The sequence below is a fragment of the Actinomadura sp. 6N118 genome (genome assembly GCF_044326415.1).
Lineage (GTDB): Bacteria > Actinomycetota > Actinomycetes > Streptosporangiales > Streptosporangiaceae > Spirillospora.
In genome coordinates, this window is the sequence record NZ_JBIRAZ010000005.1 from 476,862 (window position 1) to 500,489 (window position 23,628).

The window sequence follows — 23,628 nt, forward strand, 5'->3', positions numbered from 1 at the left end:
TACCGGCCAGTGTCGGCCTCGTCGGGCAGGAACGAGACTGCCGGGCCAGGCCGACACAGGCGATTCAAGGCAGGCGCTGACCAATCAGGGAGCGCTGCCGGCAATGATTAATGTCAGTTATGCGGGCGGCTGCTTCGGCGCGAGGCCTGTGCTGTGTACGAGAATGGCTACCTGGACCCGGTTTTCCAGGTTGAGTCTGTTGAGAAGCCGGTTGACGCTGCTTTTGACGCTTGCCTCGGACAGGTTGAGCCGGCGGGCGATCTGCGCGTTGGACAGTCCCACGGCGACGAGCAGCGCAACCGACCGTTCGCGTTCGGTCAATACGCCGAGCGGATCGGCCGCGCCGGGACGGTCCGGGTCGCGGTCGGACTCGGAGGCGGCGCGCGCCTGGCCGCTGACCAGGGTGGGCGGCAGGGTGGCGAAGGCGTTGATCAGTCGCCGGGTGACGGCGGGGGCGAGCATCGCCTCGCCGGTGGCGATGACGCGGATCGCCTCGATGAGCTGATCGGGCGAGTTGTTCTTGAGGATGAATCCGCTGGCACCGGCGCGCAGCGCGGCATGCACGTACTCATCGAGGTCGAACGTGGTCAACACCAGAACGCGTGGGCGCGGACCAGGATGAGGCCAGTCGCCGAGGATCCGGCGGGTCGCCTCGACTCCGGTCATGCCGGGCATGCGCACGTCCATGAGGATCACGTCGGGTCGCAGCGCGGAGGCCGCCGCCACCGCCTGCTGTCCGTCACTGACTTCGCCCACGACCTGGATGTCTGCGCGCCGGCCGAGCATCGTGCGCAGCGCGGCCCGTACCAGCTCGTGGTCGTCGGCGATCAGCACACTGATCGGGGGTTGTTCGCTCATGACGGCTCGGTGAGCTGGAACGTGGCCACCACGCGCCAGCCGCCATTGCCGCTGGGGCCGGCCCGCAGTTCGCCGTCGAACAGCGCTGTGCGTTCCCGCATTCCGATCAGGCCGAGCCCCGATCCTGGCATGGGCGTGTGGCCGGGTGCGGGAGGACCGTTCTCGATCGTGACCGTCAACCGCCCGGCGTCCTGCCGCAGACTGATCCGTACCTGCGTCGGACCAGTGTGTTTACCGATATTGGTCAGCGCTTCCTGGATGACACGGTAGGCCGACACCTGCACGCCGCGCGGCACGGCATCGACCGCGTCCTCGATCGATGCGTCCATCGTGACCTCGATCCGGCTGCCGACGGCGGTGGCCTCCTGGACGAGCTGATCGAGATGGCGCAGCGACGGCTCGGGGCGCGGCCCGGAGGCCTCCTGATCATCAGCCAGCAGCCGCAGCAGGCCACGCATCTCCACCAGCGCGGTATCGGCCGCCTTGCCGATTCCCGCCACTCCCGCACCGGCCAGACCAGGGTCATCGGGCAGGATCGCGGTGGTGGCACGCGCCTGCAGGGCGATCGCGCTGACGTGATGGGCGACCAGGTCGTGCATGTCCCGCGCGATCCGGGCCCGCTCGGCCGCCACGGCCCGCCGGGCACTGACCTCCTGCTCGGCGCTGAGCCGGCCGGCCAGGCTGCGCAGCCGTGCCGCGTCGGCGTGGATACGGCGCTGGTACGCGCCCAGCAGCCAGGTCGCCGCTGAGAGGACGACGGCCGGCACTGCCTCCTCGATAGCGATGGGCTCGGGGACCGGTTGGGACCGCAGCCACGGCCCCACCGCATCCGGGGTCAGAACCGTCAACGCCATGCCGGCGATGGCCCCGGCACTCTTGGGCGCCTCCGAGTAGCGCGCCACGGCATAGCAGGCCAGCAACACCGACAACGCGTCATTGGAGGGATCGATCAGCTCACACGTCATGTACGCGAGACCGATCGCGACCATGACCGTCCACGGCCGCGACCGCCGCCACACCAGCGGCACGCTCTGGGCGAGCACCAGCCCGAACACCAGCGCGGTCGTTCCCACACCGGCGGGCAACGGCTCGCCAAGCCACATCAGCAGCATGAACACCGTAGCCCCGAAGGCGATCGCGATGTCCACGGCGCGTGGATGGGTGGCAATGAAGCGGTACGCCGCCAGTGCCTTAGCCGATTCCTTCATCGCCCCGAAATCGTCGTGATCGTCAACCGTCCACGTAAGCGTAAACGCGCAGGCCACGGGACTCGGCCAGACGCATCGAAAGGTGCGCGGATCCCCTCCCCCAGCGCGATGTAGCAGACCATCCCCTCTTCCTACGGTCATGTCATAGCTGCCGGAGACACTCCGGCGCCAACTCGACCGGGAGGACCAATGCGCGAACCCCGTACAACACGACCGAACGCCACAGGACCGGAACGAGGCAGACGGGCCCCTCGCTCAACCATCGTTCAGCCGACCAGGCGACAGCTGGCGCCGCTCGCCGTCATCGTGGCGGCAGCCCTGGCCGCCGGCTGCGCGACATCGACGACAACACGACCCGCAGCCGGGGCCGAGCCGGCCGTACGAACGGTCTATGGAAAAGCCGAGCTGCAGCGGGACGCCGACGCCATCCGCGCGCTCGGCGTGACCGGCGTGCAAGCGCGCGTGACCGCTCAAGGCCGGCCGGACATCGTGGCCACCAGCGGTGTCGGTGACCGCAGAACCGGCCGGCCGGTGCCGCCGAACGGCTACTTCCGCATCGGCAGCAGCACCAAGACCTTCGTGGCCACAGTGGTCCTGCAGCTCGTCGGCGAAGGCAGGCTTTCGCTTGACGACACGGTCGAACGCCGGCTGCCCGGCGTGGTGCACGGCAAGAACGACGGCAACAAAATCACAGTCCGGCACCTGCTCCAGCACACGAGCGGGATCCACGACGACATGCCGTCTTTCAGCTCAGCGGCGGACTACTACCGGCATCGCTATGACGTCTACTCCCCCGAACAGCTCGTTGCCCGGGCGATGCGCCACCCCCCGGACTTCGAACCCGGCAAGAAAGGAGCCTGGAACTACTCCGGCACCGGCTACCTGCTCCTCGGCATGATCATCGAACGAGTCACCGGCCGGCCCTGGCACAAGGCGGTAGAGCAGCGAATCATCAACAAACTCGGTCTGACCGGCATGGTGTGGCCGTACACCTCGCCAGCGGTCCCCCGCCCGCACGCCCGCGCCTACGAGCGGTTCAAGGCGGGAGAACCGCTGGTGGACGTCACCAGCGTGATCGACGCGAACTCCGCACACGGCTACATCGGCAAGACCGCCGATCTCGACCGGTTCTTCCGCGCTCTGCTCAGCGGAAGGCTGCTGAACTCCGCCGGGCTGGCGCAGATGCGAGACCAACCCGTGCCCGTGCAAGGTCCCGTCAAGGAACTCTGGCCCGACGCCCGGTCGGGGCTTGGGCTCTTCTCACGTACGTTGCCGTGCGGCGGGGAGTATTGGGGTCACAGCGGGGACCTCGGCGGCTACATGACCAGGAACGGCTTCACCGCCGATGGACGGCGCGGAGTTGTGATCTCGATGTCCACCGAGCAGACGGACTCCCCGGACAACTTCATGCGACAGGACAAGGCCGCCAGCACGTTGATCGAAAACGCCCTCTGCGCGAAACAGCGATGACGGTCTTCCATGGTCATGTGCGTACGGGCGGAAGGTGCGTACGGGCGGAAGGTGCGTACGGGCGGAAGGTGCGTACGGGCGGAGGGTGCGTTCGAGCCGGGGCATCGCATCTTCAGCGGTCGACGGAGGTGAGGGTGTCCCAGGCGGCCATCGCGCAGGTGATGACCGTTTCCAGGTCGGCGCGGGTGGCGCCGTCGCGGGCTTGTATGGAGAGGCCTTGCACGACGGTGGTGTAGTAGCGGGCGATGGCGTCGATGCCGGCGGGCGGTGCGCTGAGGTCGCCGTCGGTGACGCCGCGGGCGAGCCGGTCTTTGATGGTGGTGAGCTGGTCGCGTCGGCGGTCGGCCAGGAACTCGCGGACCGCGTGGTTTTCCATGGTGCCGGTGGGCGCGGCCAGGATGAGCATGCAGTAGTGCGGTGTGTCGGGGCGGGTGATCTCATCAGCGGTGGCGCGCAGCATGGCCTCGATTGCGGCGCGCGCGGTCGGCTGTTCGCGCAGCGCGCGCCTGGGCGGCTCGCCTGAGGTCGTGCCGTAGAGCGCCATGACCTTGCGGAACAGGTCCTGCTTGCTGCCGAAGCAGGCGTAGATGCTGGCCGAGGCGATGCCCATGGCCTGGGCCAGGTCGTTGAGCGAGGTGCCCTCGTAGCCCCGTTCCCAGAACAGGTCCAGCGCCTGGCGCAGGGCGGTGTCCGGGTCGAATGTGCGCGGCCTGCCGCGAGCAGCCATCCGCGTCCCTCCTGATTTGTTTATCGTTCGATCAACTATAGCTTGACCTGCGCTATGGTGGCTGTCACGCTTTGTTGGTCGTTCGATAAACAAATAGGAAGGCGGTTGCCATGAGCATCCCCTCCACCATGCGCGCCCTGCAGCAGAGGTCACTGAACGGCCCGCAGGACCTGCGCCTGATCACCGACGCGCCGGTACCGAGCCCAGGCCCGGGCGAGGTCCTGATCCGGGTCACCGCCGCCGGCGTGAACTTCGTCGACATCTCACAGGCTCGCGGCACGTTCGCGGGCGGTCCGCAGCCGCCGTATCTGGCGGGCATCGAGGGCGCCGGTGAAGTCACCGCCGTCGGCGAGGGGGTGACCGGCCTGGAGCCCGGCACCCACGTCATCGGCGTCGGCATCGGAGGCGGCGCCTTCGCCGAGTACATGGTGCTGCCCGCGGCTGCGGCGGTCCCGGTGCCGGCGGGCTGGGCCGACGAGCAGGCGCTGGGCCTGGTCGTGAACTGGCCAACGGCGCTGGCGGCGCTCAAGCCACTGGGCGGCCTCACCGCGGGGCAGACCGTGCTGATCCACGCCGCGGCCGGCGGGACCGGCCAAGCCGCGGTGACGATGGCCAAGCACTACGGCGCGAGAGTGATCGCCACGGCCTCGCCAGGCAAGCACGAGGTGGTACGGGCGCTGGGCGCCGACCACGTCCTCGATTCGCGCGGCGGCGACCTCGCCGCAAAGGTCCTGCGCCTGACCGGCGGCGCGGGCGCCGACCTGGTGCTGGAGTCGGTCGGCGGCGCCACCCTGCAGGCCAGCCTGGCCGCGACCAAACGCGTCACCGGCCGGGTCGTGGTCTACGGCGTGGCCGGCGGCGAAGCCGCGATCACCAACTGGGACCTGGTCTACCAGCACCAGATCCACCTCATCGGCCTGAACATCGGCACCCTGATCCAGGCCGCACCGCAAATCTTCGGCGAAGTCATGGGCCAGCTGTTCGGGCTCCTCGCAGCCGGAGTGCTCGGCCCCGGCCAGCCCACCATCTACGAACTGGCCGACGGCCCCAAAGCACTCGCGGAACTGGAAGCGCGGGCCACCATCGGCAAGCTGGCACTGCTGCCCTGAGCAGACCCGCCGAACGGGTCACTGACCGACCCACCGACAAGTCGAGGCATGCAGCTGCCTTCGGACCGAGGAGCAGCGGACGTTCGAACCTCGTAAGGACTTCACTCGAATAATGCGCAACTTCAGGGGGTTGAATTCAGGTAGATCCGTTCCCCCGAAGGAGGTGCCATGGCCGGGCGCGCGCAAAGTCAGCAGGGTGACCCTGACAAGTGGCCGGCCCTGGCAACAGCGGTGCACCGGATACTGCTCACGCTACGCGCGCCGCGCTTCATGGCCGACTACTCGGCCGCACTCCTGGCCGCCCACCTCATGGAACGTCAACGCACACCGCCCCCCGCCTCCCGCCCGGCCGCGCCGGGCGGGGAAGAGGGTTAGGCGCGGCTCCACTGTTGGTCGGACCGGGCGGGGTCGGAGCAGAGCGCCTTTGCCGCAAGCCCGCCGGTCTTGAGAGGGGCCGAGGGGAGATTGTCCGGATTCGGTCTTCTTCGCCTGCGGCGGGTGGCGGCACGCTTAGGGTGATCTTGAGCTTTGTTTCACAAGTGGAAGATGGTGCTCATGCGTTTATCTCTCGGGCTTGCCTTTGGGCTGGCGGTGGCTGCGGTCCTGGTGCCCGCGCCCTCGTACGCCGACGAGCCGTCGGCGCAGGCGATTGAGGCCGCGACAGGAGTCAAGGGGCTCGTCCGGCCCTCCGGCGGTGACGCAAACGAGGTCGGGGCGGCGACGACCCGCGACAAGGTGTGGGCCTCGACGACGACAGTACGGATCGCGCGGGACGCCCGCCGTGGCGTGTCCATCGTCGACAGCGGCTCGGGCTCGGTGGTGCTGGGGCTGCCGGGCGGAGGCCGTCCCGTCGTCAGCGCGAAGGGGACGGTCGTCTATCCCGGGACCGGGTTCCGGTCAGCGGTGCAGACCACGGTCGACGGGACCGTTCGGGGCCTGGTCGAGGCCGGGAAGGTGGGTCCGCGGACGTTCCGGTTCCCGCTGACGGTTCCGCAAGGTGCCCGGATCGCGCGGAACGCGGACGGCAGCCTCGACGTCATGCGGGGCGCGACGCCCGTCGGGCACCTCGACGCCCCCTGGGCCAAGTACACCAAGGGCGGAACGGTCCCCGCCTCGTTCGGCGTCGACGGCACCACGGTCGTGCTGCGCCTCGGGCAGGGAAACGCGTCCCGGCTCGTCGCGGGCCTGTCGTACCACGCGGCCCCCGGCAAGGGCGGCTACCGGGGCGCGGCGACCATCGACGCCACGAAGAGGTCCAGGATCTGGACCACGGAGGAGATGCGGCAGGCCAAGCCGCTCGACGCACCCGAGGTCGCCCCCAAGGGAACGCGCCGTTCCGAGCCGGCCCGGACAGCACGGGCCGCCGCCGCCACGGACCCCGCTGCGGGTGCGATGTTCTTCAGCTTCCTGGGCGTGAAGAAGCGCTGCACGGCCACGGTCGTCCACCGCAACCTGATCGCGACGGCCGCCCACTGCATCCAGCAGGGCGGCATCATCTTCAACCGGTGGACCTTCGTCCCGCAGTACGACAAGGGCGCCACCCCCTACGGCTCATGGAAGATCAAGACGATCTACTACGACCAGCGGTGGGGCAAGCTGAACAACAACCCCGACTTCGACTACGCGTTCATCTCCCTGCAGCCGCAGAACGGCAAGTACGTCGGGGACGTGGTGCCATGGGGCCGGGCGAAGCTCACCGACCTGTCGTGGCGCGGCGCCTGCTCCGGCGACGGCTGCCCGGAGATCCCCACCCACGTCACCGGCTACCCCAAGACCCTCGACAGCCCTCTGGAGTGCTTCACCCAGAGCCGTCTGGTCTACATCTCGGAGAACGGCGGGAAGGGAAGCTACCACTACACCTTCCCGTGCAAGGGCTACGCCGAGGGTGTCAGCGGGACCGCTCTGGTGGGCCAGTTCCCTGCGCAGGGCCACCCCGGCTACGAGGTCATCTTCGGCGTGCTGGGCGGCTACCAGGGAGGCGGCGACACCGACGACATCTCCTACGCCTCGTACTGGGTCGACGGCAAGAGCCTCTTCGACGACGCCGCGAGCAAGGCCATCTAGAAACTGAAGGTCTCGCGAGACTCTCGCTCATCGGCGCGGACCTCCCGGCCGCCACCACTTCTCCTGCTGGGCCCTGTCCTTCCGGACAGGGCCCAGCTCCATGTCTTACGGGGATTCAACAGGGTCGCCCGCCCCTGCGCTGCGAGGGAGGCCATCGGCATGCCGTCGGACGGACGAGCGGTGTCGGGATCATGAACGGCCTCCACCGCTGAGCGCCGGGCAGTTCGGCGGCCCGGGCTGACACCCGGTTGGTCGAGACGGGACACTGGCGCTCGGTCCTGCGAGTGCCTGGGGTGAGTGTGTTATATTGCGAACGCGGACCCGCCCCACACTCGTGGACCAGCGGGTCTAGCTTCTTTTCTGGCCCTTTGAGGCCATGGGCCGGGTTGGGCGGGGCGGCATGTCGTCAGCAGCTCACGGGGCCGCCGTTGATGTCGGAGGCCCTCAGATGGGCGTCGTACCAGTCCCAGGCGTACCTCTTGCCAGGGTGGCGCAACAGTGCCTGATAGGAGGTCCACGCCACCAAGTCGGCCATCTGGACCAGCTGTGAGCGGCCAGAGCACTGGAACAACGGGTCTTCCACGATGCTGCGATAAGCGAGTTTCATGCCGCGGTGCGCGTTGTAGTAGCCGCCTGCGGTGCCGTCACCGTCCATGAAGATCATGCCGAGTTCACCGGCCGCGCCCAGCCGGGTGTCAAGGTGGTCCACAAGCCGCCTGTACACCTCGTCGCGTTCCCGGGCGTAGCCGCGGCCGGTGGCGGTGGTGACCCGGTAGATGGTGCCGACCCGCAGCCCTGGCGTGGAGCCGATGGTCTGCAGGGCCACCTGGACCACCCGCCGGCGCTCCCACTTGGAGGCGTTGACCCTGGGGTCGGTGGACGGCTCGCCGCGGCCGCCGACCAGCTTGGTGGCGTGCAACTCGGCGGCCGGGGGGATCTTGTAGTTGGCGTACATCTGCTTGCGCATGTCCAGCCAGTGCCGCAGCACCCCGCGCCAGTGCTGGATGCCCAGCTCGATCCAGGCATAGACGACGTACCCCGTGTCGTGGGCGCCGGAGTCGTCAACGTAATACAAGCGCACTGCTGCCGGGCCGGCCACGGCCGGTGCGGCCGCGGGCGTCTTGGGCATGTCTGGTGTGCTTGAGGTTGATGTCATCGGGGCTCAGCTCATCGGTCGCGGTGGCCTGGGGCGACGGTGCCGGCTGGGCGAGGGCCCTGGGGAAGAGTACTGTCCTGTGCACCGCGTGTAGCGGAAGCGGAGCGGAACGGGCCGTGGTGTCGCGACCGGCGACCGGCGCGATCTCGCGACGGTCGGTGATGTCGTTGGGCAGGTGCTCGTGCCGGGTGCCGGCCCCTCTGGAAATCAGGTGTGGGAACGTCGATATGCGGCCACCCGTTCGCGGGTCGCGCAGCGGCGGGAGCAGTAACGGCGGGGAGGGCCGCTGCCCACCGTGAGATAGACGTTCTGGCAGTTCGGCGATGCGCACACCCCACCGGGCGGGCGCTGGTGATCCCAGATGAGGACGGCGAGAGCCAGGCAGGACGAAGCCAGGAACCACTCCCCCCACGGTGCATCGTCATGGCTGTCCAGATGCGGATGCCATGGGCTGCGGTCATCGTGGGAGGTGAGTCGCAGCGCGCCGACATTGCGCCGCAGGAGGCCGTTCAGCGCCGATGCCGCCTCGTCGACGTCGCGGGCGGCGAAGATCTGGCCGAGCATGGTGGCGGCCGTGCGCATCTCGGCGACGTCGTGTGGCGACACCTCGATGAGCCCGGTTTCGCCGTGTGCGCGCAACACTTCGGCGACCGCGTCCGGTGTGGTGGCTTCGAGGCTCACGACGTTGATGAGCGCGGCCGTCCGCTGGGCGACCGCGCGTACCGAGTGGCTGTGTGACACCACTCCAATGTAACGCATCTTGTGAAAGTTTGAGTTACATCCGTAACGTGTTATGGATGAGAACGCGTTACCACAGATGGGGATACGCCGCCGGCGCGGCCGCAGCACGGACCGGCGACGAGATGTCAGGCCCGGCCCTGCTGCTGGCCGGAATGGCGGTCACCGGATCGGCATTGACGGGATCGTCGTTGCTGGCCGCCATCACGATCCCGGCTGCGGTGGGCGGGCCGCTCGTCGGCGTGCTGCTCGACAGGACGTCCAGGCCAGGCCGGCTGCTGGCCGGGACGCTCATCTTCTACGCCTCGGCGCTCGTGGTGATCCAGGCGATCCTGGGACGCGTCCCCCTCGCGGTCGCGGTCCTGATCGCCGTGGGAGCGGGGCTGCTGGGACCCGCTCTGACCGGCGGCTGGACGGCACAACTCCCCCGCGTGGTCCACCCCGACGATCTGCCACGCGCCAGCGCACTCGACGCCATGACGTTCAACCTCGCCGGCTTGACCGGCCCTGCGCTCGCGGGACTGGCCGGAGCCCACGCCGGCGTCATCGTCTCCGCCGCCCTGATCCTCCTCGCCCTCCCCGCCGCGCGCCTGTTGCCCGCCGCGCGACCGGCGTCAGCGGCGCCCGGCATGCCGGTGATCGATGGGATCCGAGTCATCGTGCGTGGACGGGCACTGCTCCGGGCCACGACGACCTCGGTGATCTCGTGTGCGGGTCAGGGCATGTTGATCGCCTGCAGTCCGCTACTGGGCGCGCGGGCGTTCGGATCGCCGGGCCACGGGGCGATTCTGATTTCGGGCATCGCCGCCTCGGCCCTGGCGGCCAACATGGCGCTCTCCCGGCGCACACGGCCAATCGTCCCCGACACGATCCTGTGGTGCAGCACACTCGTGATCGCCGTCGCCCTGCTGCTGGCGGCGACGGTCCATCCGGTGCTGGTCCTCGTCGCCGCCGTGGTCGCGGGGCTGGCCGAGGGCCCACAGTTGACGGCTCTGTTCGCAGTGCGGCATCGAGAGGCGCCCGAAGGGCTGCGCGCCCAGATCTTCATCACCGGGGCAAGCTTGAAGATCACCGGCTTCGCCCTGGGAGCCGCCATCGCCGGGCCGATCGCCGTCTGGTCACTGCCGGCAACGCTGCTGACCGCCGCCGCAGTCCAACTCCTCGCCGTACTGAGTTATGCCTGGTGCACCCGGCGGATGCAAGACGCCGTGGTCGTTTCGCATGGTGACGTCCGCGTCTGAGGCTCGACCGGCCCGCCCGGCGGCGCACTCTCCGGCTCAACCGGATTGCTCGCCGCCGGTCCGCGGGAAGTCCCGCGACCATTCCTCGTTGGGCGGCTGACGAGTCTCAGCCGCCCACCGCGTACGCGCGGCTACGCGGCGGGTCCGCGCGGTCACAGCACCAGCGGGCACAGGCAGGACATCGACCGGGCGGGAGACCGGGCATGGGCAGCGCGGACGCGGCGGCGAGAGTGTGCGTGTCCTGCTGCGAGACGTGGCTGTCGCGCTACAACTCTGAGCCGCTGTGCGCAGCGTGCCAGCAGGCAGCCCGCGACGCCTCGGGCATCACGCCGCGGTGGCTCTGGGATTCGTCAGCGATGCGCGCTGCGCTGGCCCGCGCCGACATCGCTGCGGTGCTCGCGCTGTTGCGTGCAGCCGCGGGGCTGTCGCAGGATGACCTTGGCCTGCTGGTCGGAAAGAGCCAGGCGACGATCTCACTCGCCGAACGCGGGCAGCGCGCGACGTTCTTCGATATCCGCGAACTACTCGCCCTGGTAGACGCGGTGGGCATGCCTCGCGAGGCACTGACACCGCTCATAGCGGGTAAAGCGGATGCGAGACTGAACGTTGGCGACGATGTCGGCGGCAGTGTCGTGGACGTAACAGGAGAGCAGGACGTGCAGCGGCGAGAGTTCCATGGACTCGCCATCGGCGTGCTCGCTGGGCTGGCCCTGCCAACTTCGGCACCGCCACCGCAAATCGGGCGCGCGCACCTGCAGGTGCTGCGCGCCAGCATCGACCAGCTACGCCGCCGCGGCCGTACCGTCGGCGGACGCGCCATCCTCGGTGAGGCGGTCGGCTGGGTCAGCGGGGCCCGCGCGATGCTGGACGGCAGCGACTACAACGCGGAGCACGGCCGTGAGCTGCTCGCGCTGACGGCCGATCTGGGCCTTGTGGCGGGCTGGCATGCCTACGACTCGGGCGATCAACGCCTCGCCCGCTGGCTGTACGGCGAGGCCGCGCTACTCGCTGGCAGCGTGGGCGATGACCAGCTCGCCGCGCATGTGTTCGCCAACATGGCGCAGCAATCCATCCACCTGGCGAGCGTGACGCAGCATCGCGGAACCGCGCGGGAAGCACTACGGCTGGCCGAGCGGGCCGGTAGCCATGCCCGGCATGACCCGTCGCCGAAGCTGCACGCGGTGGTTGAGCTCCGCAAGGCGCATGCCCAGCTCGGCGACGCGACCGGCTTCCGGGCTGCGATCTGTGCAGCGCGCCGCGAGCTGGACCGCGGTGAGCACAGCAGTGATCCGGCCTGGGGCCGGTTCATCACCGCTTCGGAGATCACCGGGTACGAGGCGATGGGCCTGCAGCGTCTGGGCGGCGGCAAGGTCGCAGACCTGTTCCGCGATGTCGTCGGCGATGCCGAACGCTCGCCGCGGGACCGCGCGTTCTATCGGGCCGCGCTCGCGGGTGCACTGCTGGACGGGGGTGACCGCGCCGCCGCCATCGATGAGGGCCTGCAGCTGCTGCCGGACCTGGACGGGGGCACGATGACCTCAACGCGGGTCTTGAACAAACTCCGGCCGGTCCGGGCAGCGGTTGGCGCCGGGCCGTCGAGCGAAGAGTTCCGCATCCGCTTTGACGGCGCCGCCCAGACGCTGTCAGCCTGACCGACTTGGAGACGCTCGTGGCCAAGGTGACGTTCGAACACTTCGACGGGCCCGCCGCCCACCGGCTGCGGGACCTGGTGGGCGAGATCGACCAGGACGCCCGCGCCGACAAGGTCGAGGCGGGCAGCGTGTTCGACTCCCTGGACGAGTTCCTGAGAAGGTTTGACGCCTACGTTCAGCGGACCGGGTTCGACCTCGTCCTCGCTCACCTGGACGGTCAGCCGGTCGGGCAGGCGTGGGGCTGGCCACTCGGCGCCGACACCGGGTGGTGGCGCGGTCTGGACCCCGAGCCCGAACCCGGCTTCACGCGTGAGGACGGGCACCGCACGTTCGCGTTCTCCGAGCTCATGGTCCGGCAGGGCGCCGCCGGGCAGGGCATCGGGCACGCCTTGCACGACGAACTTCTCGCCGGCCGCACCGAGCAACGCGCGACGCTGCTGGTACGGCCGGAGAACACCACGGCGTACCAGGCCTACCGGCGGTGGGGATGGCGGAAGGCCGCCGAACTACGGCCAGCGGTCGCGCACGCGCCGCTCATGGACGTGCTGATCCTGCCGCTCCCGCTGGGGTCGGCCTGACCCGTACGTCAAGTGCCCGACCTGCTCGTTGTCGGCGCCTCAAGCCCGCCCGCCGACAGCCGCCAAGAAATCATGATCAAGGACGCTTGTCCCTCATCCTGGCGATCGCAGCCAGACCGCGAGGTTCGTCCCTAAGCTTGATCATCATGACTACGCCTCCGCCCTGGGTCGACGACCTGTTCCCCTTCCCCACGCCGCCAGCGCTCGCCAAGCTGATCGACATCGCCTGGGAACACGCCTTCACCGACGAGGACCAGTACGACGACGGCGTCGTCATCACCCACTACGACTTCATGTTCGACCTGGCTTGCGCTCCCCTTGCACCCAAGGGCTGGGAACACACCTATCCAGGCCCCTCGCGAGGCGGGGATTTCGTGCCTCTGTGGGCCACACCCGAGCTGATTCAGTTCGGCCACCTCGGCACCGGCATCTGCGTCGGCTGGGTGATACCCGCGCCCGAATTGCAGGGCAGCGACCACCCGGTCGCCCTCTTCGGCCACCGACCCGCAGCACGCGTCATCGCCGGGGACACCCGCGCCGGCCTGGAATGGATGCTTTCGCTAGGCCTCCGCAAAGATGGCCTTCGCGACGACGACCGTTCCCTCATCGCGCGCCTCGCCGCCGAACTCGACATAAACCCGGCCCCCGAACACGGCGTTACCCCCGACGGCCGCGACGTCGTCGTCCCCTTGGAACTCGCAGTCCCATCCGGCTGGCGACACGTGCCCAGCACCTTCGGTGTCGGATTCGATAACGGGATCGGGGTCCTGGCCCCGGCCGACGCCTTCGCCGAATACAGCCTCTTGCTGCGCTCCTCCAAACTGGACGAGATCCTCACAGAAGCCGCCAGACTGCTGGACGCGGGCTACCCGGCCACCGCCCTGCTGGAACTGACCGACGCCTTCCACGAAGACCCCGATCGGCTCCCCGACCTTCACCCCCTCTGGTCCCGCGCCTACCACGACCTGGGGCGTCCCCAATACGCAAACCGCCTAGACCTCATGCTTGCCACGTACGGCCCCGAACGCTGAACCTCCCCCCAGCCACGGCCGACCCGGGGCGGGGCAGCGCGCCGGGTGGTCTTGTGGTCGGGCGGGATCCCGGTGGTTTTAGGTCAGCAGCCAGCCTCCGTCGATGTTGAGGTTCACGCCGTTGACGGAGCGGTTCCGCAGGAGGAAGGCGACGGCGTCGACCACGTCCGCCATCGTGGCGAGGCGGCCGAGCGGGGTTCGGGAAACGACGGCGTCCAAGGGCTTGTCGCGCCAGAAGGGGCTGTCGCCCACGATGCCGGGGTGAACGGCGTTGACGCGGATCGGCGCCAGTTCCACGGCGAGGGTGTGGACGAGTCCCATCACCGCGCCGTTCACGGTGGAGACCGTGGTGGAGCCCGGGTAGGGGCGGTCCTTGGCCAGGCCTCCGAAGATGACGATCGACGCGTCGCGGCTCATGCGGGGAAGGAGCGCGTGGACCACTTCGGTGTAGCCGACCAGTTTCAGGGTCGCCAGGCGCTGCGCGCCGTCGAGGCGGTAGTCGGCGGCGGTGTTGTGGTCGCGGTCGATCGCGGTGAGCACGAGGTGGTCGACGTGCTCGACGCCGGTGAGCGCGGGTGCGATCTCGTGGGGCCGGGTCAGGTCGAACGCGACGCCGCGGGCGCCGTCGAACTCCTTCGCGGAGGTGGCGGCGCGCGAGGCGTCCCGCCCGGTGATGACGACGTCGGCGCCCTCCGCGGCGTAGTGGCGGGCGAGTTCGTGGCCGATGCCGGAGGTGCCTCCGACGATCACGATGGTGGTCATTGGCCTGTCCCTTCGGTGCGCAGCGGCTCCCAGTCGCGGACGAATCTGTAGGAGTGGCGGGACGGGGGTTGCGGTGCCTGCGTCTCCAGCCAGCGCACGCGTCCGGGTCCCGCGTTGGTGAAGGAGTGGACGCATCCGGCGCCCGCCCAGGCGATGTCGCCGGGGCCGAGGAGGTGGCGTTCGCCGTCGAAGACCGCTTCGGTGCTGCCCTCGAGGATGAGGTAGGTCTCCTCGAACGGGTGGTCGTGCGGGCCCGCCACCCCCTCGGGGTCGTACTGGACCATGAACATCGTCGACAGCCGGGCGCCGAGGTCGCCGTCGACCATCATCTTGACCGTGATGCCGCTGTAGACGAGCAGGGCGGTGCGCATGCTCGCCGAGACGGCCAGGACGTCCTGGGTCTGCTTGTCCGGGTCCATGTTGGCGGGTTCGATGTGCCCGTAACGGCGCGTCCGAGGGTCGCGGACGTCCACTGGGACTGGGGCCGACATCGCAGGCGAGGGCACGGGGAACGTGTCGTCGTCGTAGCGCGATCGGGGCTGCGGCGCCTGCATCTCCGCCCAGCGGCACGGTGCGTCGTCGTCGTTCTGCCAGGTGTGGGGCACGCCGACAGGGACGATGCCGTAGTCGCCCGGAGTCAGCCGGACGGAGCCCTCCGGTGTGGTGAGGACCGCCGAGCCTTCCAGCATGAAGAAGGACTCCTCGAACGAGTGCATGTGCGCGGCCAACGCCCCGCCTGGCGACAGTTCGCAGATTTCGAAGCCGGTATGCACGGCGCCGGTCTGCTCCCCGACGGCGGCCCACACGCGACAGCCGGGGGCACGGGCGGCGAAGTCGGCCTCCGCAGCCCGGCTCACGAGGTGTCGTGCTGTCATGGCTTGCTCTCCACGGCGGCGACCACACGATCGCGGGACGACTCGACGAGGCCGCGCGCCCGGTCGACGTCGGCCAGCAGGCGGCCGTCGCGCTTGCGGACGGTCCCGCCCACGATGACGGTCTCCACGTTGGAGACGTCGGCGCACAGGGTGACGGCGGCGACCGGGTCATGGACGGGCGCCATGTTCAGCGACGAGGCGTCCAGGACCACGATGTCGGCCTGCTTGCCGGGCGTCAGGGAGCCGGTGCGGTCTTCGAGCCCGGCGACGTGCGCGCCGTGGACGGTGGCCATCTCCAGCATCTGGCGGGCGGTGAGCATGGATTCCGGGACGGGTGTGTCGGCCTCCCAGCAGGCCGCGTTGACCCGTGCGCGTTCCGCGCCGAACGCCGCGCGCATCTGGGTGAACATGTCGCCGGGGACGGTGGTGACCACGTCGATGGACAGGCTGGGCCGCAGCCCGTTCTCGATGGCCTTCATGACGGGCGGCCAGCCGTGGCCCATCTGTAGCTCGACCTGGGGTGCGATGGAGATGGTGCCGCCGCTGTCGGCGACCAGCCGCCATTCCTCGTCGGAGAAGTAGCAGCAGTGGATGAAGGTCGTGTCGGCGCCGAGGAGGCCGAGTGCGTCCAGCTGCTTGACCATGCCGAAGCGCCCCGCCAGCCGGCCCATTCCGACGTGGACGGTGATGGGGATGTCCAGCTCGCGGGCGAGGGCCCATTCGGCGCGTACGACGTCGTCGACGCAGAAGCCGGGGCCGCGCGTGGCGAGCGCCATGGTGAGCAGGCCGCCGTCGGAGGAGAAGTACGTGCTGCGGACCCGCTCCACGTCCTCCTTCGGGATGACCAGCTTGCTCTCGAACCAGTAGTCCGCCAGCGAGGTGTTGGCGGACCCGTACGCGTACTGCGCCCGTATCCCGGCCTCCTGCAGGCCACGGATCGCGGCGTCGGGATGGTCCGGTGTGTTGTTGATGTGGGACCAGTCGACGAGCGTGGTGATGCCGGCGTTCAGGCATTCGAGGGCCCCGGCGAGGTTGCTCGCGTAGACGTCCTCCGGCGCGTAGACGGGCGCGAACGTGTCGAGCACCTCGACGAAATAGTCGTCCAGGGTGGCGTTGGGCGCGCAGCCGCGGATGGCCGCCTCCCACGTGTGCCGGTGGGTGTCGACGAAACCGGGGATGACGATGCGTCCGCCGACGTCGATCACCTCGGCGTCGACGTCGGCGTCGATCCGCCGGTCCACGGCCGCGATCGTGTCGTCCTCGATCAGGACGTCCCCGACGGGCAGGTCGCCCAGGGCCGGGTCCATGGTGAGCACGTGGCCGCCTCGGAGAAGCATGCGATGAGTCATGGCCGCCTCCAGAAATGGGATGGGATCAGTAGCGGATGAGGGCCTGTGCGGCCTCGGTGACCTTGTCGACGGTCGGGATCACCTCGTTCTCCAGGGCGTCCGCGAACGGCAGCGGAACGCAGGCGGCGGCGACCCGGCGGACGGGCGCGTCGAGCAGCTCGAAGCCCTCGTCGGCGACGATCGAGGCGACGGTGGCGCCCCAGCCGCCCTGGTACGGGTTCTCCTCGACGATCAGAAGGCGGGAGGTGCGTTCGACCGACCGCAGCACGGCGGCCATGTCGAGCGGCACGAGACAGCGCAGGTCGACGACCTCGGCGTGGACGCCGTCCTGCGCCGCGAGCCGGTCGGCGGCGGCCAGGGCGGTGGGCACGGTGGAGGCGAGCGCGACGATCGTGAGGTCGTCGCCGGGACGCAGAACGTTCGCCTGGCCGAGTTCGACAACGTGGTCGTCCGGAGGCAGCGGTCCCTCGCTCGCCAGGAGGCCCTTGTGCTCGAAGAACACCACCGGGTCGTCACTGCGGATCGCGGCGGCCATCATGCCGATGACGTCGGCGGCGGTGGACGGCGCGGCGATCTTCAGTCCGGGCACGGTGAGCGCCCAGTTCTCCACGGCCTGCGAGTGCTGGGCGCCGAAGCCGAGCCCGCCGCCGTTGGCGGTCCGCACCACCAGCGGGACGGTGACCTGCCCGCCGGTCATGTACCTGACCTTGGGGATCTCGTTGGCGAGGTAGTCCCAGCAGCACGCCAGGAAGTCGCTGAACATGATCTCGGCGACGGGACGCAGCCCGGTCATGGCCGCGCCCATGGCGGCGCCGGCGATCGCCTGCTCGGAGATCGGGGTGTCCCAGACGCGGCCCGGCCCGAATTCCTTGTAGAGGCCTGCGGTGGTCTTGAAGACGCCCTCGGCCTCGCCGATGTCCTCGCCGAGGCACACCACGGCCGGGTCGCGGCGCATCTCGCGGGCGATCCCCTCCGCGACCGCCGCCCGATAAGTGATCACGTCCGCCATGCCGCGCCTCCGTCGGCCCATACGTCCGTGAACGCCTCGGCGGGATCCGCGCCCGGTGCCTCCTTGGCGGCCGTGACCGCCGCCTCGACCGTCTCCCGGGCACGTGAGTCGGCCTCCGCGACCGCGCCGGCCGGGACGCCGAGGGCCTCGAGCCGCGACCGGGCGATGTCGAGCGGGTCGTGCTTGAGCCACCGCTCGACCTCCTCCCCCGGCCGGTACTTGGCCGGATCGGTGCGGCTGTGCCCGTAGTGCCGGTAGGTGTGCGCCTCGATCAGCGACGGGCCGCCGCCGTCGCGGGCGCGGCCCGCCGCGCGCGACACGGCCTCGGCGACCACGGTCACGTCGTTGCCGTCGATCACCTCGCCCTGCAGCCCGTACGCGGGCGCGCGGTCGGCCGCCGGGTTGGCCACCGCCGTCACCCGCCCGATCGGCGTGTACTCCATGTAGAAGTTGTTCTCGCAGACGAACACCACGGGCAGCGACCACACCGCCGCCAGGTTGAGCGCCTCGTGGAACGCCCCGATGTTGGTGGCGCCGTCGCCGAAGAACGCCACCGCGATCTGCCCGGTGCCGCGCAGCTTCGCCGACCAGGCCGCGCCCGCCGCCATCGGCAGATGCGAGCCCACGATGGCGTACGAGCCGAGCATCCCGGCCGACGCCTTGGTCAGATGCATCGAGCCGCCCTTGGCCCGGCATAGCCCGGTGGCCTTGCTCATCAGCTCGGCCAGGCATTCTTCGGCGCTCGCGCCCCGGGCCATGGCGTGGTGGTGGCCGCGGTACGTAGCGAACACGTAGTCGTCGGGCCGGAGGGCGGCGGACGCGCCGACCGCCACCGCCTCCTGCCCGGCCGCCAGGTGCGTCGTGCCCTTGACGAGCCCCGCCATGAAAAGGTCGTGCACGGCCTTCTCGGTACGGCGGATGAGCGCCATCTGCTCGTACAGGCCCAGCAGCTCCTCGGCCCGGATCACTGCGGGCCTCCCCCGTTCGGCCGGTTGAGGTGCGAGTCCTCGTCCTGCCGGTCGAGGTGCGAGCCATCGTTCGGACGGTTGAGGTGCGACTCGGCCTCGCGCAGCGTGTCGAGAGGGCCGGACGCGGTCCAGTAGCGGCGCCCGGCCACCAGCAGATCCTCGGCGGGGAACTTGGTGATGACCTCGCAGCCGTCCACCGTGACGACGACCTCCTCCTCGATCCTGGCCGCCGACCAGCCGTCGGACGCGGGCCAGTACGTCTCCAGCGCGAACACCATCCCCGGCTCCAGCACCTCGGGATGGTCCAGCGAGACGAGACGGCTGAAGATCGGCTTCTCCCAGATCGACAGGCCGACGCCATGGCCGTACTGCAGCGCGAACGCGGCGGTCTCGTCGGCGAACCCGAACTCCTGCGCGCGCGGCCAGACCGACACGATGTCGGCCGTGGTCGCGCCGGGCTTGACCAGCGAGATCGCCTCGTCCATGTACTCGCGGCAGCGCGTGTACGCGTCGCGCATCGCCCGCGACGCGCTGCCGACCGCGAACGTGCGGTAGTAGCAGGTGCGGTAGCCCAGATGGCTGTGCAGGATGTCGAAGAACGCCGGGTCGCCGGGACGGATGAGCCGGTCGCTGTAGACGTGCGGGTGCGGGGAGCAGCGCTCGCCCGAGATCGCGTTGACGCCCTCGACGTACTCGCTGCCCAGGTCGTAGAGCACCTTGCTGACCAGACCGACGCACTCGTTCTCGCGGACGCCGGGGCGCAGGAACCCGTACAGCTCCTCGTAGGCCGCGTCCACCATCGAGCACGCCTGGGTGAGCAGCGCGATCTCGTCACGGGTCTTGACGCGGCGGGCCTCCAGGAACACCTGCTGCCCGTCGACGACCTCGATGCCCTCGTCCTGCAGCGCGAACAGCACCGGCGGCTCGACGACGTCGACGCCCAGCGGCGCGTCGGCCAGGCCGTGCTCCCGCAGCACGGTGGCGACCTTGCGTGCCACGTCGGCGGCGATGCCCGCCTCCGGGTGGAACGCGCCGCGCAGCGTGGAGATCCCCGCGCGCGCCCCGTCGCCCAGCCACGGGTTGTACATCTGGTGATGGCGCGCGGCCGACCCGAAGTCCCAGATGACCGGGTCGCCCTCCCGGGTGAGCAGCGCGAAGCGGATCAGCTTGTCCATGGCCCACGTGCCGATGTGCGTGGCCGTCATGTAGCGGATGTTGGCGAAGTCGAACGAGAGCACCGAGCCGAGGTCGGAGCGGGCGAGTTCGGCGCGCAGCCTGGTCAGCCGGTCGCGGCGGAGCCGATCGAGGTCCACGCGTTCTTCCCAGTCGACGGCGTTCGGCCCGAAGGTCTTGATCGCCATGGTGGGTCACCTCCCAGCGTGATTTCGAGTGAAGTATCACTGAACACTGCTGTCAATAGCGTTGGACATTCCTTGGTAGTGTTCATCACTGCTGTACGCTCGGGGATGGAAGGAGGCCGCCGATGAACGTCCCGCCCGTCGGCGCGCGCATCCGGGAGGAGCGGCTCAAACGCGGCCTGTCCCTGCGTGCCCTGGCGCGCGCCGTCGGCGTGTCCGCGAGCCTGATCTCGCAGATCGAGACGGGCAAGAGCCAGCCGTCCGTGAGCACGCTCTACGCGATCACCCAGGCGCTGGAGATCTCCGTCGAGGACGTCTTCGACGCGGCCGAGGCCGAAACCGCCGAAACCGCCGAGGCCGCCCACGCCCCCGCCGCAGCCACCCCCGCCGCAGCCGCCCCTGTCGCGGCCGCCGTCGTCGTGCCCGCACCACATGCGGGAGCGCTGGCCGAGGCACTCCGCCCGACGACGCCGGGCACTGGACCAGGCATGGGACCGCGCATCGGACCGCGCATGGGACCGGGCACAGGGCCAGGCATGGGACCGGGCACGGGGCCGCTCGTACGGCCCGGGGAGCGCGAGGTGCTGGAGCTGGAGTCAGGCGTCACATGGGAGCGGCTCGGCCACGTGCCCGGCACGGACGTGGACTTCCTGCTCGTCACCTACGCGCCGGGCGGATCGTCCTCAAGCAGCGGAAAGCTCATGCGGCACGGGGGCGTCGAACACGGCTACCTGATCGAAGGCGAGCTGACGCTGACGCTTGGCTTCGACACCCACCGCCTGGAGCCTGGCGACGCGGTCTCCTTTCCCTCGGCCACACCGCATCGTTACCGCAACGAGGGGGACGTCCCGGCTGTGGGCGTCTGGTTCGTCCACGAGACCGAGACTCCCTGGCCCGCAACGCGTTAAGGAGGACGCGCATGCACGTCGGCTGGATCGGCACCGGACGCATGGGCACGGCCATGGCCGAGCGGCTGGCCGACGCCGAGGTGGACCTGACCGCCTGGAACCGTACGTCCGCCAAGGCCGAGCCCCTGCGCGAACACGGCGCCGCAGTGGCACGAACGCTCGGCGACCTGCGCGGCAAGGACGTCGTGTTCACCATGGTCTCCGACGACACCGCACTCCAGCAGATACTCCTAGGCGAAGACGGCCTCCTCGCCGACACATCCCGCGTGCCACGCGTGATCGTCGACTGCTCGACGGTGTCCCCGGAGGCGTCGGCCTCGGTCCGCCGGGGATGCGCCGAACGCGGGACCGAGTTCCTCGCCGCCCCCGTCAGCGGGAACCCCGTGGCCGTCCGGGCGGGGCGGCTGGCTCTCGTCGTATCCGGACGGCGGGACGCCTACGACAAGGTGGCGCCTCTGCTCGCCCACCTGGGCAGATCGGTGTCGTACGCGGGCGAAGGCGACGTCGCCCGCCTCGTGAAGATCGCTCATAACCTCCTGCTGGGCGCGCTGACCCAGACGCTGGCGGAGATCACCGTGCTGGCCGAAAAGGGCGGCGTCCCCCGGCACGCTCTCCTGGAATTCATCAACAACAGCGTCCTGGGCTCCGTGTTCACCCGCTACAAGACCAACGCGTTCGTCAACCTGGACTACACACCCACGTTCACCCCGCCGCTCCTGCAGAAGGACTTCGACCTCGGTCTGTCCGCCGCACGCGATCTCGACGTACCCATGCCCGTGGTGGAGCTGACGGCAGGGATCGTCCAGGCCATGGTCGACTCCGGCCGTGTCAACGAGGACTTCGCGATCCTCCTCGACCTGCAGGCGACCGCAGCCGGCCTGGAACTCACGCCGGAGAACGTGACATCTGACGACGACCTCAGCACCTGATCAAGTTCAGGAGCCGATTCCGGTCAGGGCGACCATGAGGGGCAGGCCGAGGATGATCAAGATGGCGCCGAGGATGTCGAAGACGAAGCCGGTGCGGACCATGGTGGTGATCGGGACGACACCGGAGCCGTAGGCGATGGCGTTCTGCGGGGTGGAGACCGGCAGCATGAAGCCGAAGGAGGCGGCGAACGTGGCCGCCAGGGCGGGGACGAAGGGATCGACGCCGGCCGCCACGGCGATGGGGATGATGATGGGGACGACCACGGCGGCCGAGGCGGTGTTGCTGGTCGTCTCCGAGATCACGATGGCGAGCACGGCGGCGAAGGCCGTGATGGCGAACAGGCTGCCCAGGCCGAGGGCGTCGGAGGCCTCGCTGCCGATGGTCTTGGCCAGGCCGGTGTCCTCCAGGAGGGCGCCGAAGATGATGCCGGTGCCGAACAGCAGGATCGTCCCCCAGTCGATGCGTGCGGCGTCGCTCCAGTTGAGGGTGGCCTCGCGGCGGCCCCAGTTGGTGGGGAGCAGGAAGAGCAGGGAGGCGCCGAGCACGGCGACGATCCCCTCGTTGAGCCGTCCACTGATCGTGTCGTAGATCGAGGCGTCGGTGCCGGCGACGAGCGCGACGATGCCCGGCAGGATCCACAGGGAGACGGTGACGCCGAACGCGATCAGGGTGTTGATCTCGGCGCGGGACAGCGGGCCGAGTGCGGCGCGTTCCTCCCGCACATACTCTTCGACGCCCTCGATGCGGCGGATCTCGGGCTTGTTGAGGAGCAGCAGGACGGCCGCCAGGACGACGAACATCGCCGCGCACAGGGGCAGGGCGGTGGCGGTCCACTGGGCGAACGAGATCTTCTCACCGGTGGCCTTCTCGATCAGTCCGCGGCCGATGAGGTTGGGCGGGCTGCCGACCGGGGTGAGCAGGCCGCCGACACTGGCGCCGTAGGCGAGCATCAGGATGAGGGCGGCACCGACGCGCAGCCGTGCCGGGTCGAAGTCCTCGGCGACGAGGCCGCGGTCCTGGAGCATCTTGGCGATGACCGTGAGCATGCCGAGCGCGGTGGGCAGCAACATCGCGACCGTGGCGGTGTTGGACACGAACGCCGAGAGCAAACACGTGACCAGGCCGAAGGCGACGATCAGCCGGAAGGTGGAACGGCCGACGCCGGGCAGCGACAACATGAAGAAGGCGAACCGCCGGGCGACGCCGTGCTTGAGCATCGCCTGGGCGAGGATGAACGCCCCGATGAACGTGAAGATCGTGGTGGAGCCGAACGGTTCGAGCGCGTCCGCCGCCGGGACCACCCCGAAGAGTACGATCGCGGAGACGCCGATGAGGCCGCCGACCGGGATCGGCACGGGCTCGGTGACCCACAGGACGATCACGCCGAGGAGGATCCCGGCGAGTGTCTGCTGCGAGGGCGCCATGTCGAGCGGCAGAGCGAGGAAGACGGCCGACACCAGGGGAGCCAGCCACAGGCCGGTGGTCCTGCGTCCCCGTTCGAAACGTTCCTCTGCCGGGGAGAGCCGTTGCTCGCCGAGGCTGCGGTAGGTGGCGTGCGACAGCAGGGCCTTTTCCACGTCGGTTCTGGTGCGTGGGGCGGTCTCGTCGGAGGTCATCGGCCACTCCTCGACAGGTAG

General features: G+C 69.6%; 22 protein-coding genes. 10 read left to right on the forward strand and 12 right to left on the reverse strand.

All coding sequences use genetic code 11. The annotated features are described in order from the left end of the window. Positions 1-117: 117 nt before the first annotated feature. Both ACH34W_RS15830 and ACH34W_RS15835 read right to left on the reverse strand, forming a co-directional pair. A complete protein-coding gene (locus ACH34W_RS15830) occupies positions 118-858 on the reverse strand; it encodes a response regulator (protein WP_395961619.1) in 741 nt (246 codons plus the stop codon). Beyond that, positions 855-2,066 (reverse strand): sensor histidine kinase, encoded by a 1,212-nt coding sequence (locus ACH34W_RS15835; protein WP_395961620.1) that lies wholly within the window; start codon positions 2,064-2,066, stop codon positions 855-857. Before ACH34W_RS15835 ends, ACH34W_RS15830 begins: the two co-directional genes overlap by 4 nt. A 189-nt stretch (positions 2,067-2,255) precedes the next feature. Here ACH34W_RS15835 and ACH34W_RS15840 point away from each other — a divergent pair, with 189 nt between their 5' ends. Next, positions 2,256-3,536 carry a serine hydrolase domain-containing protein gene (locus ACH34W_RS15840; RefSeq protein WP_395961621.1) on the forward strand — a complete coding sequence of 427 codons (1,281 nt, stop codon included), beginning with the start codon at positions 2,256-2,258 and terminating at the stop codon, positions 3,534-3,536. 112 nt (positions 3,537-3,648) lie between these two features. Here ACH34W_RS15840 and ACH34W_RS15845 read toward each other — a convergent pair whose 3' ends face one another. Further along, positions 3,649-4,263 (reverse strand): TetR/AcrR family transcriptional regulator, encoded by a 615-nt coding sequence (locus tag ACH34W_RS15845; protein ID WP_395961622.1) that lies wholly within the window; start codon positions 4,261-4,263, stop codon positions 3,649-3,651. Positions 4,264-4,373: 110 nt separating this feature from the next. Between ACH34W_RS15845 and ACH34W_RS15850 the strand changes: the two genes are divergently transcribed. The 3 genes from ACH34W_RS15850 (at position 4,374) to ACH34W_RS15860 (ending at position 7,436) form a co-directional block, all read left to right on the forward strand. Continuing rightward, entirely contained in the window at positions 4,374-5,372 is a 999-nt protein-coding gene (locus ACH34W_RS15850; RefSeq protein WP_395961623.1) for a zinc-binding dehydrogenase, read from the forward strand. A gap of 168 nt (positions 5,373-5,540) precedes the next feature. After that, positions 5,541-5,747 carry a hypothetical protein gene (locus ACH34W_RS15855; RefSeq protein ID WP_395961624.1) on the forward strand — a complete coding sequence of 69 codons (207 nt, stop codon included), beginning with the start codon at positions 5,541-5,543 and terminating at the stop codon, positions 5,745-5,747. Between the two features lie 180 nt (positions 5,748-5,927). After that, positions 5,928-7,436, forward strand: coding sequence for a trypsin-like serine peptidase (locus tag ACH34W_RS15860; protein ID WP_395961625.1), 1,509 nt, complete (start codon positions 5,928-5,930; stop codon positions 7,434-7,436). A gap of 406 nt (positions 7,437-7,842) precedes the next feature. Here the strand turns inward: ACH34W_RS15860 and ACH34W_RS15865 are convergent, their stop codons facing one another. Both ACH34W_RS15865 and ACH34W_RS15870 read right to left on the reverse strand, forming a co-directional pair. Then, positions 7,843-8,565, reverse strand: a complete 723-nt coding sequence (locus tag ACH34W_RS15865; RefSeq protein ID WP_395961626.1) for a DUF3800 domain-containing protein — start codon at positions 8,563-8,565, stop codon at positions 7,843-7,845. Between the two features lie 234 nt (positions 8,566-8,799). Continuing rightward, entirely contained in the window at positions 8,800-9,333 is a 534-nt protein-coding gene (locus tag ACH34W_RS15870; protein WP_395961627.1) for a CGNR zinc finger domain-containing protein, read from the reverse strand. A 56-nt stretch (positions 9,334-9,389) separates the two neighbouring features. Here ACH34W_RS15870 and ACH34W_RS15875 point away from each other — a divergent pair, with 56 nt between their 5' ends. From ACH34W_RS15875 to ACH34W_RS15890, 4 genes are all read left to right on the forward strand, one after another. Further along, positions 9,390-10,571 carry an MFS transporter gene (locus tag ACH34W_RS15875; protein WP_395961628.1) on the forward strand — a complete coding sequence of 394 codons (1,182 nt, stop codon included), beginning with the start codon at positions 9,390-9,392 and terminating at the stop codon, positions 10,569-10,571. 203 nt (positions 10,572-10,774) lie between these two features. Continuing rightward, a complete protein-coding gene (locus ACH34W_RS15880) occupies positions 10,775-12,223 on the forward strand; it encodes a helix-turn-helix domain-containing protein (RefSeq protein WP_395961629.1) in 1,449 nt (482 codons plus the stop codon). 5 nt (positions 12,224-12,228) lie between these two features. Further along, the gene (locus tag ACH34W_RS15885) at positions 12,229-12,801 is read left to right on the forward strand and encodes a GNAT family N-acetyltransferase (RefSeq protein ID WP_395961630.1); all 573 of its coding nucleotides are present in this window, start codon (positions 12,229-12,231) and stop codon (positions 12,799-12,801) included. Positions 12,802-12,947: 146 nt separating this feature from the next. Beyond that, the gene (locus tag ACH34W_RS15890; protein WP_395961631.1) at positions 12,948-13,832 is read left to right on the forward strand and encodes a hypothetical protein; all 885 of its coding nucleotides are present in this window, start codon (positions 12,948-12,950) and stop codon (positions 13,830-13,832) included. 78 nt (positions 13,833-13,910) lie between these two features. Here ACH34W_RS15890 and ACH34W_RS15895 read toward each other — a convergent pair whose 3' ends face one another. Genes ACH34W_RS15895 through ACH34W_RS15920 form a run of 6 tightly spaced genes read right to left on the reverse strand, consistent with a single transcriptional unit; the run spans position 13,911 to position 20,156 of the window. Further along, positions 13,911-14,594 carry an SDR family NAD(P)-dependent oxidoreductase gene (locus tag ACH34W_RS15895; RefSeq protein WP_395961632.1) on the reverse strand — a complete coding sequence of 228 codons (684 nt, stop codon included), beginning with the start codon at positions 14,592-14,594 and terminating at the stop codon, positions 13,911-13,913. Beyond that, the gene (locus ACH34W_RS15900) at positions 14,591-15,469 is read right to left on the reverse strand and encodes a cupin domain-containing protein (protein ID WP_395961633.1); all 879 of its coding nucleotides are present in this window, start codon (positions 15,467-15,469) and stop codon (positions 14,591-14,593) included. The genes ACH34W_RS15895 and ACH34W_RS15900 overlap by 4 nt, the downstream gene beginning before the upstream one ends. Beyond that, complete coding sequence (locus tag ACH34W_RS15905; protein ID WP_395961634.1) at positions 15,466-16,818, reverse strand: amidohydrolase family protein; 1,353 nt, start codon at positions 16,816-16,818, stop codon at positions 15,466-15,468. Before ACH34W_RS15905 ends, ACH34W_RS15900 begins: the two co-directional genes overlap by 4 nt. Before the next feature lie 25 nt (positions 16,819-16,843). Continuing rightward, positions 16,844-17,827, reverse strand: coding sequence for an alpha-ketoacid dehydrogenase subunit beta (locus ACH34W_RS15910; protein WP_395961635.1), 984 nt, complete (start codon positions 17,825-17,827; stop codon positions 16,844-16,846). Beyond that, positions 17,815-18,795: a thiamine pyrophosphate-dependent dehydrogenase E1 component subunit alpha gene (locus ACH34W_RS15915; protein ID WP_395961636.1), complete on the reverse strand. Its 981-nt coding sequence runs from the start codon at positions 18,793-18,795 to the stop codon at positions 17,815-17,817. Before ACH34W_RS15915 ends, ACH34W_RS15910 begins: the two co-directional genes overlap by 13 nt. Beyond that, positions 18,792-20,156 carry a M24 family metallopeptidase gene (locus ACH34W_RS15920; RefSeq protein WP_395961637.1) on the reverse strand — a complete coding sequence of 455 codons (1,365 nt, stop codon included), beginning with the start codon at positions 20,154-20,156 and terminating at the stop codon, positions 18,792-18,794. Before ACH34W_RS15920 ends, ACH34W_RS15915 begins: the two co-directional genes overlap by 4 nt. 122 nt (positions 20,157-20,278) lie before the next feature. Between ACH34W_RS15920 and ACH34W_RS15925 the strand changes: the two genes are divergently transcribed. Together ACH34W_RS15925 and ACH34W_RS15930 are read left to right on the forward strand one after the other, a co-directional pair. Next, on the forward strand, positions 20,279-21,061 hold the full coding sequence (locus ACH34W_RS15925; protein ID WP_395961638.1) for a helix-turn-helix domain-containing protein: 783 nt from the start codon (positions 20,279-20,281) through the stop codon (positions 21,059-21,061). An 11-nt stretch (positions 21,062-21,072) separates the two neighbouring features. Next, positions 21,073-21,990, forward strand: a complete 918-nt coding sequence (locus ACH34W_RS15930) for an NAD(P)-dependent oxidoreductase (RefSeq protein WP_395961639.1) — start codon at positions 21,073-21,075, stop codon at positions 21,988-21,990. Positions 21,991-21,996: 6 nt separating this feature from the next. Here the strand turns inward: ACH34W_RS15930 and ACH34W_RS15935 are convergent, their stop codons facing one another. Beyond that, entirely contained in the window at positions 21,997-23,607 is a 1,611-nt protein-coding gene (locus ACH34W_RS15935) for an SLC13 family permease (protein WP_395961640.1), read from the reverse strand. Between the last annotated feature and the right edge of the window lie 21 nt (positions 23,608-23,628).

Coding starts and splice junctions, on each gene's coding strand:
- ACH34W_RS15830 (WP_395961619.1), bottom strand. CDS start 858: ATGAGCGAACAACCCCCGATCAGTGTGCTGATCGCCGACGACCACGAG.
- ACH34W_RS15850 (WP_395961623.1), top strand. CDS start 4,374: ATGAGCATCCCCTCCACCATGCGCGCCCTGCAGCAGAGGTCACTGAAC.
- ACH34W_RS15835 (WP_395961620.1), bottom strand. CDS start 2,066: ATGAAGGAATCGGCTAAGGCACTGGCGGCGTACCGCTTCATTGCCACC.
- ACH34W_RS15845 (WP_395961622.1), bottom strand. CDS start 4,263: ATGGCTGCTCGCGGCAGGCCGCGCACATTCGACCCGGACACCGCCCTG.
- ACH34W_RS15895 (WP_395961632.1), bottom strand. CDS start 14,594: ATGACCACCATCGTGATCGTCGGAGGCACCTCCGGCATCGGCCACGAA.
- ACH34W_RS15920 (WP_395961637.1), bottom strand. CDS start 20,156: ATGGCGATCAAGACCTTCGGGCCGAACGCCGTCGACTGGGAAGAACGC.
- ACH34W_RS15855 (WP_395961624.1), top strand. CDS start 5,541: ATGGCCGGGCGCGCGCAAAGTCAGCAGGGTGACCCTGACAAGTGGCCG.
- ACH34W_RS15840 (WP_395961621.1), top strand. CDS start 2,256: ATGCGCGAACCCCGTACAACACGACCGAACGCCACAGGACCGGAACGA.
- ACH34W_RS15925 (WP_395961638.1), top strand. CDS start 20,279: ATGAACGTCCCGCCCGTCGGCGCGCGCATCCGGGAGGAGCGGCTCAAA.
- ACH34W_RS15875 (WP_395961628.1), top strand. CDS start 9,390: ATGAGAACGCGTTACCACAGATGGGGATACGCCGCCGGCGCGGCCGCA.
- ACH34W_RS15865 (WP_395961626.1), bottom strand. CDS start 8,565: ATGCCCAAGACGCCCGCGGCCGCACCGGCCGTGGCCGGCCCGGCAGCA.
- ACH34W_RS15930 (WP_395961639.1), top strand. CDS start 21,073: ATGCACGTCGGCTGGATCGGCACCGGACGCATGGGCACGGCCATGGCC.
- ACH34W_RS15900 (WP_395961633.1), bottom strand. CDS start 15,469: ATGACAGCACGACACCTCGTGAGCCGGGCTGCGGAGGCCGACTTCGCC.
- ACH34W_RS15905 (WP_395961634.1), bottom strand. CDS start 16,818: ATGACTCATCGCATGCTTCTCCGAGGCGGCCACGTGCTCACCATGGAC.
- ACH34W_RS15910 (WP_395961635.1), bottom strand. CDS start 17,827: ATGGCGGACGTGATCACTTATCGGGCGGCGGTCGCGGAGGGGATCGCC.
- ACH34W_RS15880 (WP_395961629.1), top strand. CDS start 10,775: ATGGGCAGCGCGGACGCGGCGGCGAGAGTGTGCGTGTCCTGCTGCGAG.
- ACH34W_RS15890 (WP_395961631.1), top strand. CDS start 12,948: ATGACTACGCCTCCGCCCTGGGTCGACGACCTGTTCCCCTTCCCCACG.
- ACH34W_RS15860 (WP_395961625.1), top strand. CDS start 5,928: ATGCGTTTATCTCTCGGGCTTGCCTTTGGGCTGGCGGTGGCTGCGGTC.
- ACH34W_RS15935 (WP_395961640.1), bottom strand. CDS start 23,607: ATGACCTCCGACGAGACCGCCCCACGCACCAGAACCGACGTGGAAAAG.